The organism is Cupriavidus pauculus (assembly GCF_008801835.1).
Classification (GTDB): Bacteria; Pseudomonadota; Gammaproteobacteria; order Burkholderiales; family Burkholderiaceae; genus Cupriavidus; species Cupriavidus pauculus.
Window position 1 is genome coordinate 106211 of the sequence record NZ_VZOW01000007.1, and the last position, 15932, is coordinate 122142.

The 15932-nt window shown below is 63.3% G+C and carries 14 protein-coding genes; 8 read left to right on the top strand and 6 right to left on the bottom strand.

Translation table 11 applies throughout. The features are described from left to right. Positions 1–365: 365 nt before the first annotated feature. From F7R19_RS10550 to F7R19_RS10560, 3 genes are read left to right on the top strand one after another with little or no spacing between them, the layout of a single operon-like run. Positions 366–1649 carry a TolC family protein gene (locus F7R19_RS10550; RefSeq protein ID WP_061954684.1) on the top strand — a complete coding sequence of 428 codons (1284 nt, stop codon included), beginning with the start codon at positions 366–368 and terminating at the stop codon, positions 1647–1649. 52 nt (positions 1650–1701) lie between these two features. Next, positions 1702–2856: an efflux RND transporter periplasmic adaptor subunit gene (locus F7R19_RS10555; protein ID WP_223506212.1), complete on the top strand. Its 1155-nt coding sequence runs from the start codon at positions 1702–1704 to the stop codon at positions 2854–2856. A 13-nt stretch (positions 2857–2869) separates the two neighbouring features. Then, positions 2870–5995 carry an efflux RND transporter permease subunit gene (locus F7R19_RS10560; protein ID WP_150980307.1) on the top strand — a complete coding sequence of 1042 codons (3126 nt, stop codon included), beginning with the start codon at positions 2870–2872 and terminating at the stop codon, positions 5993–5995. Positions 5996–6219: 224 nt separating this feature from the next. Here the strand turns inward: F7R19_RS10560 and F7R19_RS10565 are convergent, their stop codons facing one another. Next, entirely contained in the window at positions 6220–6573 is a 354-nt protein-coding gene (locus tag F7R19_RS10565; RefSeq protein ID WP_061954569.1) for a DUF883 family protein, read from the bottom strand. Between the two features lie 480 nt (positions 6574–7053). Between F7R19_RS10565 and F7R19_RS10570 the strand changes: the two genes are divergently transcribed. Further along, the gene (locus F7R19_RS10570) at positions 7054–8655 is read left to right on the top strand and encodes a M20/M25/M40 family metallo-hydrolase (RefSeq protein WP_150980310.1); all 1602 of its coding nucleotides are present in this window, start codon (positions 7054–7056) and stop codon (positions 8653–8655) included. Positions 8656–8711: 56 nt separating this feature from the next. Here F7R19_RS10570 and F7R19_RS10575 read toward each other — a convergent pair whose 3' ends face one another. Continuing rightward, entirely contained in the window at positions 8712–9236 is a 525-nt protein-coding gene (locus tag F7R19_RS10575) for a MarR family winged helix-turn-helix transcriptional regulator (protein ID WP_061954571.1), read from the bottom strand. A gap of 346 nt (positions 9237–9582) precedes the next feature. On the opposite strand from F7R19_RS10575, the gene F7R19_RS10580 reads away from it, so the two are divergent. After that, a complete protein-coding gene (locus F7R19_RS10580; protein ID WP_150980313.1) occupies positions 9583–10299 on the top strand; it encodes a hypothetical protein in 717 nt (238 codons plus the stop codon). A gap of 168 nt (positions 10300–10467) precedes the next feature. Here F7R19_RS10580 and F7R19_RS10585 read toward each other — a convergent pair whose 3' ends face one another. Beyond that, positions 10468–11208: an SDR family oxidoreductase gene (locus F7R19_RS10585; protein WP_084003882.1), complete on the bottom strand. Its 741-nt coding sequence runs from the start codon at positions 11206–11208 to the stop codon at positions 10468–10470. Positions 11209–11319: 111 nt separating this feature from the next. On the opposite strand from F7R19_RS10585, the gene F7R19_RS10590 reads away from it, so the two are divergent. Beyond that, a complete protein-coding gene (locus F7R19_RS10590) occupies positions 11320–12243 on the top strand; it encodes a LysR family transcriptional regulator (protein ID WP_150980315.1) in 924 nt (307 codons plus the stop codon). A gap of 30 nt (positions 12244–12273) precedes the next feature. On the opposite strand, the gene F7R19_RS10595 is transcribed toward F7R19_RS10590, so the two are convergent. Beyond that, positions 12274–12768: a hypothetical protein gene (locus tag F7R19_RS10595; RefSeq protein WP_150980318.1), complete on the bottom strand. Its 495-nt coding sequence runs from the start codon at positions 12766–12768 to the stop codon at positions 12274–12276. A 255-nt stretch (positions 12769–13023) separates the two neighbouring features. Between F7R19_RS10595 and F7R19_RS10600 the strand changes: the two genes are divergently transcribed. Both F7R19_RS10600 and F7R19_RS10605 read left to right on the top strand, forming a co-directional pair. Then, positions 13024–13482 (top strand): hypothetical protein, encoded by a 459-nt coding sequence (locus F7R19_RS10600; RefSeq protein ID WP_150980320.1) that lies wholly within the window; start codon positions 13024–13026, stop codon positions 13480–13482. Between the two features lie 81 nt (positions 13483–13563). Next, entirely contained in the window at positions 13564–14241 is a 678-nt protein-coding gene (locus tag F7R19_RS10605; protein ID WP_150980323.1) for a hypothetical protein, read from the top strand. A gap of 116 nt (positions 14242–14357) precedes the next feature. Here the strand turns inward: F7R19_RS10605 and mdcH are convergent, their stop codons facing one another. Then, positions 14358–15296, bottom strand: a complete 939-nt coding sequence (gene mdcH, locus F7R19_RS10610) for a malonate decarboxylase subunit epsilon (protein WP_150980326.1) — start codon at positions 15294–15296, stop codon at positions 14358–14360. Continuing rightward, entirely contained in the window at positions 15281–15925 is a 645-nt protein-coding gene (locus tag F7R19_RS10615; protein ID WP_150980329.1) for a malonate decarboxylase holo-ACP synthase, read from the bottom strand. Before F7R19_RS10615 ends, mdcH begins: the two co-directional genes overlap by 16 nt. Between the last annotated feature and the right edge of the window lie 7 nt (positions 15926–15932).

Here is a 15932-nt window from a genome sequence, read left to right on the forward strand (position 1 = left end):
CATGGAGCAGGCACTGACTGAGAATATCGAAGCCTGCAGCGCCAATCGGTATTTTCCCTGACGGGCCGTTCGCTGCAAATATCGAATTTTATGTGGAGGATGAAAGGCGTTTGTAATGACTTTACGTTGAAATGCGCGTGGGAGACCGTGCGTGTCCAGACAACAGGACATAGGACGCAAGATCCGGGGCCAGAACAGAATCAATAAAGTTGCTTCCCCGGTGCACCGTTCAGTGCGCACGGTCGTTAACAGCTGACCGCAAGTCGACTCGAGCCAGACTGATCGTGCATTTTTCCGTTTTCCGTGCTGCCGCGGCAACGCTGCTTGCCCTGGCCGCCAGCGCTGTCGCCGCCGCCAGCGAGCCCATGCCACCGGACGGCCCCTGCGTGCCGCCTCCGCCCAAAGCCACTCTCACCCTGTCGCAGGCGCGGCTGGATGCGCTGCGATGCAATCGCGACATCATCGCCGCGCGCCGCAGCGAAGAAGCCAGCCAGGCAGACATCCAGATCGCGTCGCAACGTCCCAATCCGGTGCTGAGCCTGGGCGTGGCCAACATCAACCCGCATCTGGGCGTTGGCGCCGGCAGCTGGCGCAGCAAGACCGTCGATTCCACTGTGCGCGTCGATCAGGTCATCGAGACCGCGAACAAGGGCAACTTGCGTGCCGATGCGGCCCGCAAGGCCAGCGCCGCCGTGGGCGAGCAGGTGCAGGCGGTGGTTGCGCAGCAGTTGGGCGCCGTCGACCAGGCGTGGTACGAGGCCGTGGTCAGCCAGACCCGCGTGGAAGTGCTGACCGAGACAGTCGGGCTTTACGGGCGCACGCAGCAGGCCAATGAAACGCGGCTGAAAGCGGGCGACGTATCGCGCGCCGACGTGACCAAGCTGCAGCTCGAAACATTGCGTGCGCAGAGCGACCTGCGCGCCGCCATTGCGGACCACGCCAGCGACAAGGCGGCGCTCGCCGCCGCCATGGGCGTGCCCGGCACCCTGATGGACAACCGGCTGGTGGCCGACTGGCCCGGCGCCGACGCGCCCGTACCGGCGTTCGACCCGGAAGTGCTGCAGCGCCGTCCCGATGTGACGGCCGCCGAAGCGCGCCTGGCCGCCGCGGCATCCGCCCGCGACCTGGCACGCGCCGGTCGCGTCCCGGACGTGACCGTGGGCGCGCAATACGAGCACTATCCGGTTTCCGAGGCCAACACGACCGGCAGCGGCAACAGCTACGGCGTATTCGTGTCGATTCCGCTGTTCGTGCGCCATAGTTTTGGCGGTGAAGCGCGCCGCGCGGAAGTGGACTACTACGCCGCGCTCGATGACCGCAACCGCGTGCTGCTGGAAGCCCAGAACGAGATCGGCCGCCTGCGGGCGCAGCTCGATGCGGCGCGCGCGTCGCTGCAGCAGATGCGCGAGTCAGTGCTGCCGGCCGCCGAAAGCGTCGCCAGCAGCGCCGAGTTTGCCTACAGCAAGGGCGCTTCCGGCGTGCTGGATCTGCTCGATGCACGGCGCGCGCTGCGCCAGACGCGCGTCGACGCCGTCGAGGCGCAAGGCAACTACGCCAAGGCGCTGTCGGCATACCTGACCGCGCTGCAAACCACAAATTCCGATATCAACAAGCTTCCCCAGGTCCGTACCGATGCGTCGCGTCCCTAATATCCCGTTTTTCTCCGCTGAATCCCGCCAGACCCGCAGCGGTGTCGTGCGGATGGCTGCCGTTGTGTCGCTGTGCGCATTGGCGTTGACCGCCTGCGGCAAGAAGGAAGTGTCGGACAACAATGACGATCCGACGATCAAGGGCCAGACCATCACCTATCCGGCCAGCGTGAAGGTGCTGCCGGGGATCGTCGGACAACCTGTGCAAAGCGGCGGCGATCGCATGCTCAACATGCCGGGCCGCCTGGTCTGGAATGAAGACAGGACCGTGCGCGTGGCCACGCCGTTTGCGGGCCGTGTGATGGAAATCCTGGTGCAGCCCGGCGCCACCGTGAAGGCCGGCCAGCCGCTGGCCATGCTGACCTCACCCGATTACGGCGTGGCCCAGGCCGATGCGCGCAAGGCCGCCGCCGACAGCGCGGTGGCCGCCAAGTCGCTGGCCCGCCAGCGCGAGCTGTATCAAGCCGGCATCGTGGCGCAGAAGGATCTGGAGCAGGCGCAGGCCGACAGCGCGCGTGCCGCCGCCGATCTGGCGCGCACCCAGGCCGCGCTGCGCATGTACGGCGCCGGCAACGGCGACGCGGTGAACCAGCGCTTTGCACTGCGCAGCCCGATCGACGGCCTGGTGGTGGAGCGCAACATCAATCCGGGCATGGAAGTGCGCCCGGATCAGCAGCCCACTGCGCCGCTGTTCCTGATCACCGACCCGTCCACGCTGTGGGCGCAACTGGACGCCGCCGAAGCGGATCTGGGCCTGTTCAAGCCCGGCATCGACGTGAAGTTGAGCAGTGCCGCGTATCCGGGCGAAACCTTCACGGGCACCGTGGTCAAGATCGCCGACTATGTCGATCCGGCCTCGCGCAGCGTCAAGGTGCGGCTTGCGGTGCCCAATGCCGACCGCCGCCTGAAGGCAGAGATGTTCGTCACGGCGCGCGTCAAGGCCGCGTCGTTCCAGGGCATCTCGGTGCCATCCAAGGCCGTGTTCCTGGCCGACAACAAGAACTACGTGTTCGTGCGCACCGCGACCGCGCCGAACACCTTCGAGCGCCGCGAGGTCAAGCTGGGTGTGACGCTGCCGGGCACCACGGAAGTGGTGGAGGGCCTGAAGGCCGGCGAGGTGGTGATCACCGACGGCAACCTGTATCTGCAGGACATCCTGCGCGATGCCACCGCGGTCAATGCCGCGCGTGCAACCGCCAAGCAATAAGGACGGCGGCCACATGATTTCGCGTATCGTCAATTTTGCGCTGCACCAGAAGCTCTTTGTCTGGCTGGGCCTGATCATCTTCATCGCGGGCGGCCTGGCCGCCTTCAAGAACCTGCCGATCGAAGCGTTTCCCGATGTCTCGGACATCCAGGTCAACGTGATCACGCTGTATCCGGGACGCGCCGCCGAGGAAGTGGAACGGCAGGTCACGATCCCGATCGAAACCGCGCTGGCCGGCACGCCGAATTCGGTGCGCGTGTTCTCGCATACGCAGTTCGGCCTGTCGTTCATGATGGTGACCTTCAACGACAAGGCCACCGACATCGTTGCGCGCCAGCAGATCATCGAGCGCCTGCGTGGCGTGGACCTGCCCGATGGCGTGCAACCCGAACTCGCGCCGCTGTCCACCGCGATCGGCGAGATCTTCCGCTTCCGCCTGACCGGCAAGGGTTATACGCCGCAGGAACTGCGCACGCTGCAGGACTGGGTGGTGGAGAAAAACCTGCGCCAGGTGCCGGGCGTAGCCGATGTGGTGACCATTGGCGGCTCGGTCAAGCAATATGAAGTGAACCCCAACCTTGGCCGCATGCGCGATGCCAAGATTTCGCTGTCGCAACTGTTCACGGCGCTGCAGCGCGGCAACTCCAATGCCGGGGGCGGCGCGGTCGCCCATGGCCGGCAACAGTACCTGCTGCGCTCGCTGGGTAGCTTCCGTTCGTCGGCCGATATCGCCAACGTGGTGGTGGCGGAAAACAATGGCACGCCGATCCTGGTCAAGGATATCGCCGAGGTTAAGATCGGCTCGGCCCCGCCGCAGGGGCTGATGGGCCAGGACAACGAAGACGACATCGTCTCGGGCATCGTGGTGATGCGCAAGGGCGAAAACCCGTCGGTGGTGCTCGAAGCGCTCAAGCAGAAGATAGATCTGCTCGATTCGCAGATCCTGCCCAAGGGCGTGAAGATCGTGCCGTACTACGACCGCTCCACGCTGATCGACAAGACGCTGCACACGGTGTTCGGCAATCTGGTGGAAGGCGCGCTGCTGGTGCTGGCCGTGCTCTACCTGTTCCTGGCCAACGTGCGCGCCGCAGCCATCGTGGCGCTGGTGATTCCGCTGTCGCTGCTTTCGACGTTCATCGGCCTCACGTGGGTTGGCATTCCGGCCAACCTGTTGTCGCTGGGCGCGATGGACTTTGGCATCATCGTCGACGGCGCGGTGATCGTCGTCGAGAACATCTTCAAGCGGCTCGGGGAACTGAAGGAAGCGCAGATCAAGGACAACCGGGCGCGTCTGCACGCGATCCTGCAGGCCACCACGGAAGTGGGGCGGCCGACCGTGTTCTCGATGATCATCATCATCGCTGCGCACATTCCGATCTTCACGTTGCAACGCCACGAGGGCAAGATCTTTGCGCCGATGGCCTACACGGTGACCGGTGCGCTGATCGGATCGCTGATCCTGTCGCTGACCGTGGTGCCATTGCTGTGTCATCTGCTGCTCAAGAAGAACATCGCGCACGAGGACAATTTTGTGGTGCGCCATTGCAAGCGCATTTACGAGCCGATGCTGGGCTGGGCGCTGGACAACAAGAAGAAGGTGGTTGGCGTTGCGCTGGGCTTGCTGGTGGCGACGGTGGGCGTGGGCAAGTTCCTGGGCAGCGAATTCCTGCCCGAACTGGACGAAGGATCGATGTGGGTCAGCTTCGACCTGCCGGCGTCGGTGTCGCTCGATGAGGCGCGCGATCAGGCACGCCTGCTGCGCAGCGTTATCCGCAAGACGCCGGAAGTGAATACCACGATCTCCAAGGTGGGCCGTCCCGACGACGGCACCGATCCCAAGCTGATCAACACCGTGGAAATCCTGGTCGACCTCAAGCCCGACACGCACTGGCGCGCCGGCTACAACAAGCGCGCCATCATCGAGGAAATCAACCACAACCTGCGGCAGTTGCCGGGCATCGAGCCCAACTTCTCGCAGCCCGTGCGCGACAACATCCTGGAGAGCATCTCGCAGATCAAGGGCCAGATCGTGATCAAGGTGCAGAGCGACAGCCTTGAGCACAACAAGAAGGTTGCCGACCAGATCCTGGCCAATGTGCAGTCGGTCAAGGGCGTGATGCGCGCGTTTATCGACCGCGATGGCGAACTGCCGCAGTACGTGCTCGAGTTCGATCGCGCCCAGGCCGCGCGCTATGGCATCAACGTGGCCGACGTGCAGGACCTGATGGAAAGCGCGCTGGCTGGCAAGGCCGCCACGGAGCTGTGGGAAGGCGAGAAGTACTTCAGCGTGGTGGTGCGCCTGAAGCCGGGCGAGCGTGAACTGCCCAACCTGCCGAACATCTTCATGCAGACCGCCGACGGTGCACAGGTGCCGTTGTCGCAACTGGTGACGTTCCGTGCGGCATCGGGTGCGATGAACATCAGCCGTGAAAACGGCCAGCGCACCACGTCGATCGGCATCTTCATCCACGACCGCGACATGGGCAGCGTGGTGAAGGACATGCAGGCGCTGGTGAAGCAGAACGTCAACGCCGAGGACGTGAAAATCAGCTGGTCCGGTGAGTTCGAGAACCAGGAGCGCGCCATGGCACGTCTGTCGATCGTGGTGCCGCTGTCGGTGCTGCTGATCTTCCTGCTGCTGTTCAACGCGTTCCAGTCGTTCAAGAGCGCTGCACTGATCATCTCGAACATTCCGTTCGCGCTGATCGGCGGCGTGTTCGCGCTGTTCCTGACTGGCATTCCGCTCTCGGTCTCGGCGGCCATCGGCTTTATCGCGCTGTTTGGCCAGGCCGTGCTGAACGGGGTGGTGATGGTGACCTACTTCAACCAGCTGCGCGAAGAAGGCATGTCCGTTCGCGAGGCCGTGCTGACCGGATCGATGGACCGCCTGCGTACGGTACTGATGACCGCCATGCTGGCAATGCTGGGCCTGTTCCCGATGGCCATTTCGCGCGCGATCGGATCGGAAACGCAACGCCCGCTGGCGATCGTGATCATCGGCGGCCTGATTACGGCGACGCTGCTGACGCTGATCGTGCTGCCCACGCTCTATGAGTGGATGGTCGGACGCAACTGGCCGGACGAAGAAGGTAGCGACGACGATAACGGCGATCGGCTGACTCCGTCGATATCGAACTGAAGGCACGACCGGGGGGGCGCTGGCTCCTCTAACGGCCCCTTGAGACGATCGTCGTCATTCAAGGCCGGAGCGTACAAAAAGCCGGAGCGCATAACAGCGCTCCGGCTTTTTTGTTGCGCAGCTTGCTCATCATGGCTGCGTCGGCGGTGCGTCGCTACCGCATCGTTGCCACTGCCACGGAGATTGCGGCGTCGTTCTGTCGACTAAGCGCGATCGAACACGGCCTAATCATCGCGACCGTAGCGCGACGATGGCCGGCACAGCAATGCACCGAGCACCACGCCGAGTCCAAGCGCCATGCCGAGCGAGCGCATCGGCTGCTGGTGAACGTACTCGGTCACGCATTCCTGCCCGCGCGACACGCTGTCTGCGACGCTCGTCTTGATCGATGCAAGCTTGTCTTGTCCGCTTGCTGCCTTCGACAGGAAAGCCTGCTTGGCCGATTCGATGGCGTCGCCGGTCAGGTTGGGCAGTTGCGCCAGCAGATCGTCAAGATCCTGCGCCAGTTGCCGCGTGTCGGACTTCAGGCGCTGCTGTGCGTCGTGCGGGTTGATGTTGTTCGGATCGTCAATGGCCATGGCCGTCTCCTAATGGTCTGAATGTGAAAAATGCAAGCAGGGAACGCGAACAAGCACACGTCAGTGAACCCGATGGAACGTGCAGCCCGTGGTTGCGACCCGGGGAAATGGACCGGGCGACCGGGGCCCGGAAGGGATCCAGCGCATGATTCGTACCAGTTGCCTTGCAACGCAGCTTCAACCCTCCCGCGAGGTTTGTGCGATTGGCATGCCTTCGCAACTTACCGGTTTTGTAATTCCGGGTCAGTGACGACGGCCACGAGGCTCGGCGTTGCGGGGCGCGAGCCGGATCCCGTATGTGCATGCGGCGGCTCACCGAACAAAGCGACGCGGCGCGTCTATAAGACGATTCGCAAAGCAGGTTAAAAAGTGCAAACCGTGGCGTTCTGCGCCACAAGGGGTTTCGGTGTTCAGATGTCTGTGGCCATAATGCGCAGGTGGATAAACCTGCCCATTGAGGAATACATGCCCGAGGAGAACATGCCCGATTTTTCGCCTGCCCACGTCTGGTCTACGCGCATCAAGCGCGTCGCGCGATCGACCCTCGCGGCGTCTGTCGCCGTCCTGTGTGCGACTGCGGCGGCGCACGCCGCGGCACTGGACAGCGCTCAGCTCGCGCAGGCGGCGGATCGCGCGGCCGCGGCCAGCTATCGCGAATGGGTGGAACTGCTGGCGATTCCGAACGATGCCACCGTGCCTGCCGATATCCAGAAAAATGCCGACTGGCTGGTGAAGGCGTTCGGCAGGCGCGGCTTCCAGGCGCGCACGCTTGGCAACGGCGACAAACCGATGGTCTATGCGGAATACCGTGCGCCGGCCGCGGCAGGCGGCGCAGCGCGCAAGACCGTGCTGTTCTACATGCACCTGGATGGGCAGTCGGTCACGCCGTCGCAATGGGCGCAGAAGAGTCCATGGGAGGCCACGCTCAAGGCGCGCAGCGCCGACGGCAAGTGGGAGCCGCTGCCGCTCGAGAAGCTGTACGGCGGCCAGGTGGACCCGGAGTGGCGCCTGTTTGCGCGCTCGTCGTCGGACGACAAGGGCCCCATCGTGATGTTCCTCGCCGCGTTCGATGCGCTCAAGGCAGCTGGAGTCGACCCTGGCGTCGACATCAAGGTGCTGCTCGATTCCGAGGAGGAAAAGGGCTCGCCGTCACTGGGCCGTGTCATCGCAGAAAATCTTGCGCTGCTGCGCAACGACGGCATGATCATCTTTGACGGCCCGATGCACCAGAGCAACCAGCCGACGCTGGTGTTTGGCAATCGCGGCATCCAGCTCGTGCAGCTGAAAGTGTTTGGCGCCACTCAGGGGCTGCATAGCGGCCACTATGGCAACTATTCCGCCAATCCCGTGCAACGCATGGCAAGCCTGCTGGCATCGATGAAGGATGACAGCGGCCGCGTGACCATCCCCGGCTACTACAGTGCGGTGAAGATCGACGACCGTGCCCGCCAGGTCATGGCGGCGGTCCCCGATGACGAGGCGGCGCTCAAGCGCCGGCTGGGCATTGCCACCACCGAAAAGGTAGGGGCCAACTATCAGGAAGCGATGCAGTACCCGAGCCTAAACGTGCGAGGCATCGTTGCCGGCGACGTGGGGCCCAAGGCGCGCACCATCATTCCGGAGGTGGCGATAGCCGACATCGACATCCGCACCGTTCCCGAAACTACGCCCGAAAGCCTTGTGGCGATGCTGCGGGCGCATATTGAAAAGCAGGGCTATCACCTTGTGAACGGCGAACCAACGGCCGAAGAACGCGCGCGCTATGCAAAGCTGGCCGCATTAAGTGCCGACGAGGTCTCGGCGTCCAGTTCGGCTGCACGCACCGATCTGAATGCGCCGATCAGCAAGTGGCTGCAGTCGGTGATGCAGGACACCTACGGCAAGCCGCCGGTGCAGATCCGCATGATGGGCGGCACCGTGCCGACGGGCGCGGCGGTGCAGGCGCTGAAATCGCCGTTTGTGATCGTTCCGCTGGTCAATGCCGACAACAACCAGCACAGCTTTGACGAGAACATGCGGCTGGGTAACTACCGCGACGGCATTCGCACGGTCATGGGGATCCTGCAGACTCCGTTCAAGTAGACCGCCGGCGGGGCGCTGGGTCCAGCTCGCCGGCGCCGCCTGTTCCCCGGTATCGCCTATTCCTCTTTGCCCGATCCGGTGCAGATGCCGTGCAGCTTGCGCAGGCCGGTATAGAGCCCGCGCCGCTCTTCCGGGCTGAGCAGGCGAATCACCGAAGCCTGGCCGCGCCGCGCCAGTGGAATGACCTGCGCATGCAACGCAGCGCCCGCTTCACTGATCGTGCATGCGAGGCGCTTGCGTGGCGTGGTGCCTTCGGACTGCAGCGTCACCAGGCCGCGATCCTCAAGCAGCCGCAGCGTGCGGCTGACCAGTGCCTTATCCGAGGTGGATTGCTTGACCAATTCGGCAAACGACATCGGCTCGCCATGCGCCAGCAACGCCAGAATCCGCCACTCGGGCACGGTGAGGTCGAACTGCGTGGCATACGGTTCCGTCACACTGCTGCGCAGGGCGGTCACCAGTTGGCTCAGCATCGTGGTGAGAAAGTCGTTCACGGTCAGGCCGTTGCCGGCTTCGTCGAGATTCGACCAGGGGTCGGAGCCCTCGACGGGGGCGGAAGCGCTACGAGGTGTGCTGGACATGACGGGCAAGGCAGTAATGAGCGCCGCGGCTGCGGCCGGAAACCGGTCGCGATTGTCTCATACAGCGATATGGCTGGACGCAGCCCAACGGGGTCGGCCTTTGGGACACCCAAAATCGTGTCTCCGTCGGGCATATCGCTTCGGCAGCGGCGCGTTGCATCGGTCTCCTGTTGCGCCGATGGTCAGCGTTTGTGATCCTCAATTACTGTTGCAGCACGGTCCTTTGGGGGACTTGCGATGGCCGGGGGCCAACCCGCGCCGAGCCCTCAGGCGCAAATTGCGCCAACGCAAAGAAGCCCGGAATGCATGTAGTTGCTGAGGGTGTGGCACGCGGCGAATTGCTACAGTGCACGCGCTGGAAAGCGCCACAGGTAGTCAATTCTTCGTGTGGCGGAAAGAAACTCTCACGCCATTATTCATGCCAATTTTTTATAACACTGGGACCAATAAGGCCATAGGCCTGCAGCAACTTTATCGGAAGCGTTCTTTGAAACCTGCCGGGCACTGCGTGATCGAGGGGATGTGCATGGGTTTGAGTATCACGTGGATTCGCCGCATGCAGTTGGGTTGGAGCTTCAGTTACGTGCCGGACGAGATCGAAGCGATGATCAATCAGCAGTTCTACACATTCGGCTTTTTACCGTCAGTGGCCAGAGACAGTGCGGAACCTGACAGTGATGACGAACATGAGGAACAAGAGGAGGTGGCTCATAACCGCATGCCCGGCCTATACGCACAAGACCCGGTTTTTATCGAGCTACTTGCTTTGCATGGACTGGAGGGGCTGTATCGGGGCGAGCTCGGTCCACACGATGTGCACCTGTTAGTTGCCGAGGCCCTGTACAACAACGATCCTGTGAGGACTTATCTGCTCTGTGCGAAGCTCCATGTGCACGCCATGGCGATCCGAGACGGCAACATTGCGATATTCGACTCCAATACTGGTACGACGGTATTTTCCGTTAGAGAGGAGATGGATGAGGCACGTCTTTTGGCGTATCTCGCCAGTTTGGTTTCGGACTGTACTAACAAGGCCTTTGGCGTAATGGAATTGAGATATTGATGTATTGATGCGTTGATGTGTTGAACTCGATTGAATCGCCGCACCTCGACATGCCGTCGGCTGGCGCGGCGGCCCACCGTCCGGCTGTTCCGACGGCGGCATGACGGGAGCGCGGCGCAGTGAATGGCCTCCCGCGCCCCTGATGCGTTCGTTCCGACTGGCCAGCCGTCAGGCCGCAAATCCGCCGTCCACGTTCAGGCTTGCACCGGTGACAAAGCTCGATTCCGGGCCGGCCAGATACGCCACCATGCTGGCAATTTCTTCGGGCCGTGCATGTCGCGGCAATGCCATCAGGCCATGAAGCGATTGCGCGAAATCGGAGGTTTCCGGATTCATATCCGTATTCACCGGGCCCGGCTGCACGTTATTGACGGTAATGCCCTTGGGCCCCAGGTCGCGCGCCATCCCTTGCACCAGCCCCTTCAGGGCCGATTTGCTCATCGCATACGCGGCGCCGCCGGGGAACGGCATGCGGTCCGCGTTTGTGCTGCCGATGTTGATGATGCGTCCGCCTTCGCCCATATGTGCCAGTGCAGCCTTAGATGCGACAAACACGGCGCGCACGTTGACGGCCAGTGTCTTGTCGAAATCCTCGAGTGAAAACTGGTCGACCGGGCCCAGAAACAGTACGCCGGCGTTGTTCACCAGGATGTCGATCTTGCCGAAATGGTTCGCGGCCTCGTTGATGGCGCGCGTGACGGCGGCCGCGTCCGCGGCGTCCGCCTGATAGGCGTGCGCCCGGCCGCCGGCGGCCTGGATCGATTCAACCAGTTGCTGCGCGCCGGCGCCCGAGCTTTGGTAAGTGAAAGCCACGGCGGCGCCGTCACGGGCCAGGCGACGCACAATCGCAGCGCCAATGCCGCGCGAGCCACCGGTAACGAAAGCGACCTTGTTAGAAAGCGAAGTCATGATGGATTCCTTTGTATCGGGAGAAGGTGACCCAAGTATGGTCGGCGGAATCCCCTACCGGTAGTATCTAATCGGTAGTAACTTTTTCAACCATTGGTATATGCTGACGCGATGGAAGCCCTGAACCTGCTCGAATCCTTTGTGCATAGTGCGGACACCGGCAGCTTTTCCGCTGCCGCGCGCCGGCTAGGCCTGACGCCCGCGGCCGTCAGCAAGAATGTGGCCCGGCTGGAAAACCATCTCGGCTTGCGCCTGTTCCAGCGCAGCACCCGTAAGCTCACGCTGACCATGGGTGGCGAGCAGTTTTTCCGTCAGGTGTCCGATCCGTTCTTTACCTTGCGCGATGCGTTTGCCAGCGCCGCGCAGGACGATGGCAAACCTGCGGGCGTACTCAAGGTCAGCATGGGCGTGGCCTTCGGCCGCGAATATCTGGTGCCGTTGCTTGGAGAATTCCTCGACCGCTATCCGGCGATCGTGCCGGACTGGCATTTCGACAACCGCACGGTGGACCTGATCGCGGGCGGCTTCGATGTGGCAATCGGCGGCGGCATCGAATTGACCGAAGGCCTGATCGTGCGCGAATTGGCGCGTAGCCACGTGGTGGCGACGGCGTCGCCATCGTTCATGAAGGGGCGCTCCATGCCGCGGCATCCGTCGGATCTGGCCGCGTTCGATGGCATCGCGCGGCGTTCGGTGTCTTCCGGGCGGCTGCGTGTGTGGAACCTGCGCAATCAGGTCGGCGAGCAGGCGCTGGCCGAACCGCGCACGCGGATGATTTTCGATGACCCCGAGGCCATGGCCTACGCCGCGATGCAAGGGCTGGGCGTGGCGCTGTTGCCGATGCCGCATGCGGCGCCGTGGCTCGAACGCGGCGATCTCGTGCGTTTGTTACCGGGCTGGTCGGCCGATATTGGCCCGCTCGCGCTGTATTACCCGAATCGCAAGTTGTTGCCGTCCAAGACGCGGGTGTTCGTCGAATTCATCGTCGACGCTTTTCAAAGCAAGGGTCTTGCGCGCCGGTTCAGTGCGCGATAAGCGCGTCCGGAAGATATCCGGCATGCAGCACTACCTGGGGTGTCGGGCAACCAGCACGACATAGTGCGAGTTGGCAATCGATGTGCCATCGAGCCGCACCAGCCCGCGATCGACCAGCGCGGCGATGCGATACCACGGCACCTGGACATAGCGCGCCGCGGCCGTATCGAACACGCGCACGCTGCCCGTAAATTCTCCGGTCACCGCGGAAAACTGCAGGCTCGCGCGATGCCCATCGCGCAGGCTCTTGAGAATCATCTTCTGCTTTGCGGTGAGCTTGTCTGGTCGTAGGACAGGGGTCATTGCAGGTTCCGGCGCTGCAGATTTGTCGAACCGGATAGCCTCTGCCTTGAATGCCAATGTCGCAACCGCTTGAATGAGTGATTTCTCCGTTCTTTGTTTTTCGTCAGTCGCTTGCGTGACGGCGAGCCGATGCAGCTCTGCTGCCCGTGCCAACGCGCCGCGCACTTTCCAGACGCGGCTGCGCATCAGCGGCACACGGATGGCAATGATCCGATACAGCAATTGATCTGTGGTAACGGTCGCGGCGACGGGGGCAAGTAGATTGACGCTTCTTATTTTTCTGCCCGCGTCAGCATATGCGCGGGCGTTGTCAATCCGATGCCAAAGTTCTATCCCGCCGCGGTCAACCGCAGTTTTGCCACGCTCGGAGTTCCCTATCGGCGCGGCACCTGCGTGCCAATGGCGGCCGCCGTATCGCCCGGGCTGTGCCTCGGATTCTCGATGGCATGGATCCGGCGCTTGCGAGAGGGCAAGCCCATGAGCTATGTGCCGAGTGAAGTGGAAGCGGCCATCGGCCAGTGCTGCTATGTATTCGAATACGGTGCGCGCGGCCAACCATGGCCGGAAGGAGTCAGCTTCGAGATGTTTTCGCCGGGGCTTGCGATAAAGATGCCCGGCTTGCTTCGACATTGCGAGCGCTTGAATCTGACACCCATCGATTGGGGCGAGCAATCGGGCCACACGATCTCATACCTGCTCCATGCGGGACACCGGCCGCATCTGCTTAGAACCTTTCTGCTGGTTGCGGCCAGCCATGCGGTGGCGTTGGCAAGGAAGAACGACTGCATCGCACTGTTCGACCCCAGCACAGGCATTGTCACACTCGATGCTGAGGATGCTTTCGCTGATGGGCGGCTGGCGCGATGCCTGAACGGGCTGCCCGAAGATTCACCACACCGCGGGATTGGCGTACTCGAACTCAGGTCGCGACGGTAAGCCGGCACTCGCATCTGTGCACCGCGGCGCACTGTGGCAATGCGATGGCTCGCGCTTGATTTGGGGTAAATGAGGACGGAAATGTCGCCGGTATATTGCCGCTTTTTGGCCGGAACAGCGGCCAAGTACCGTTCGCGTGGGCAACAAAAAATGATGACGTTTCTGAAGGGTGCCTCGTCGGGATCCATCGTCTTTGGGCAAACCTATCAACGGCGTACGGCCATTCCAAAGGGACCAACGACGTCTCCCGGCACCTGTCTGGGCATGGCCCTCGCCTGGATCCGGCATCTGCATGCCGGCGGCGATTTCGAATACATGCCAACGGACTTCGAAGGCGCACTAAACCAGTTCGGTTGCTACGCATTTCCAGTCCTGCGTGTTGTCGATCCGGCGCTAGCCGCTGAGGACAATTCAGCCTTTCTTCCCGACGACGCAGTCCGGCGTCCCATCCTCATTGCCTACTGCACGCGGGTGGGATTCACCCCGATCCACAAAGGTGTACGTGCGCCGGAAGGTGTGACCCGACTGGCGAAGGAATGCTGCCGCAGCCCCGGATTGCGGACGTTCATTCTCGCCAGCGACTTCCATGCCACGGCGCTGGCGGTAAGAGGCAAAGATATCGCCGTGTACGATTCCGCAGAAGGTATTGGCATTTTTCGGCAGCGCACCGCATTGGACGATGAAGTGATGACGAAGTGGTTCCGGACCTTGCCAGGAAACGGTGTGCCGCTGATCGGCGTGCTGGAACTGACTTACTGAGCCCGTAAATTTAGCAAAAACGTCCGCTCCCCCTCCCACCGGCATCCATCGCTCGCCCCTCCAGTCTCCGCTACGACAGACACGAATCCAGGATGAAACCTCGGCGCGCCGACGGCTTATTCGCGCGTAGCTTCCCGCTGCATCAACACCATCACGCTGTCGGCCCGCATGTCCGACAGCGCCACCGCCTGCGCAAACAGCGGCTGGCACAGTCGCGTCAGCACATTGCCCGGCGGCATTTCCACCGCAAGGCGCATCTCGCACGCGCGGGCCAGCAGCATGGTTTCGTGCCAGCGCACCGGCCGTGACATGTTGAGTGCCAGATCTTCTGCGATGCGTGCCGGATCGCGCAGTTCGCGCGCGGCGCTGGCGCTGAAGTAGCGCAGCGCCGGACGTTTCAGAGACTGGACAAGCGATGGCTCCGTGAAGGCGCGATGCAGGGCGTCGGCGGCGTCATCGAGCAGGGCGCAGTGTGACGGCACGGCGATCGCCACCCGCTGTGCGCTGCGCGCGCCGGCGGCCAGTGCCAGCTCTGCCACGCGAGCCATGGCCGCATCGGCACCAGCGATCACCATTTGCGTATCGGCGTTGTAATTGGCCATGTAGACGGGCGCGTCGATGCGATGCACGCGCGCCACGATCGCCTCAAGCCGACCCGCGTCGAGACCCAGGATGGCGGTCATGCCGTGGCCGGACGGATAGGCGGTCTCCATCAGCGCGCCGCGCATCGCCACCAGCCGCACCGCATCGGCAAATGGCAGCACGCCGGCCACCACGGCTGCCGCAAATGCGCCAATCGACAGTCCTGCCACGGCATGCGCCTGCGCGCCGTCGGCGAGCAACGCGCGCGCGCTGGCGACGCCAGCCACCAGTAGGCAAAGCTGTACGGAAACCGTGGAGGCCAGATGCGCGGCGTCATCGTGCACCAGGATATCGTCGCCGAGCGACTCGCTCGCTTCCGCCAGCGTGCGCTGGACGTGTGGATGGCAGGGCAGCGCATGCAGCATGCCGGGGCGTTGCGAGCCCTGTCCGGGGAACGTCAGCAGTGTTGACATGCGATGTTCCAGGGATCGTCGCACAGCAGCGGGCCGGTGTCGGTCTTCAGCAGCACGTGGCCTTGCGTGCGCAGAAACTCGCGCAGCGCAAAGGCGCCGTACGGTGTGCCGATCTGCATGTCGATCCGAGCCGCGCCGTGGTCGATGACGTCGCGCAGGATGGCGGTCTCCGCCGACGACAGCGGCTGTAGCGCCAGAAGCAGCAGGTCGATATCGCTGCCGGCGTGGAGCACGTCGATGCCTGCGGCCAGTGTGAAGCCCACCGCGCCGGTTACGCCCCACGCATGCGGCAGCCCGCCAAGCTGGCGGGCGATGGGATCGAGCGCGCGCAAGGCGGGGATCTCGTCGCGGCGCGGGTGCAGGCGCCAGAAGCCGGCGCGTGCGATGTCGACGGGCGTGACGACGGTGGCGCACTGATCGGCATCGATCCACGTTGCGTAGCGCTGCGCGCGCGTGCGTCCGCGAATGCCGACGGGAATGCGCCCGCGTCCGCTCGCATCGCGATCGCGCCGCACCACCAGCGGCGCCTGGGCAAGCCACGGCGCGTCGGCCCACTCGGGCACGGCGCCCGCCGCCAGAAACGCGGCGGGATCGCGAAGCCAGATCAGATCGTGTGGTTGCGCGCGCATGGCGATG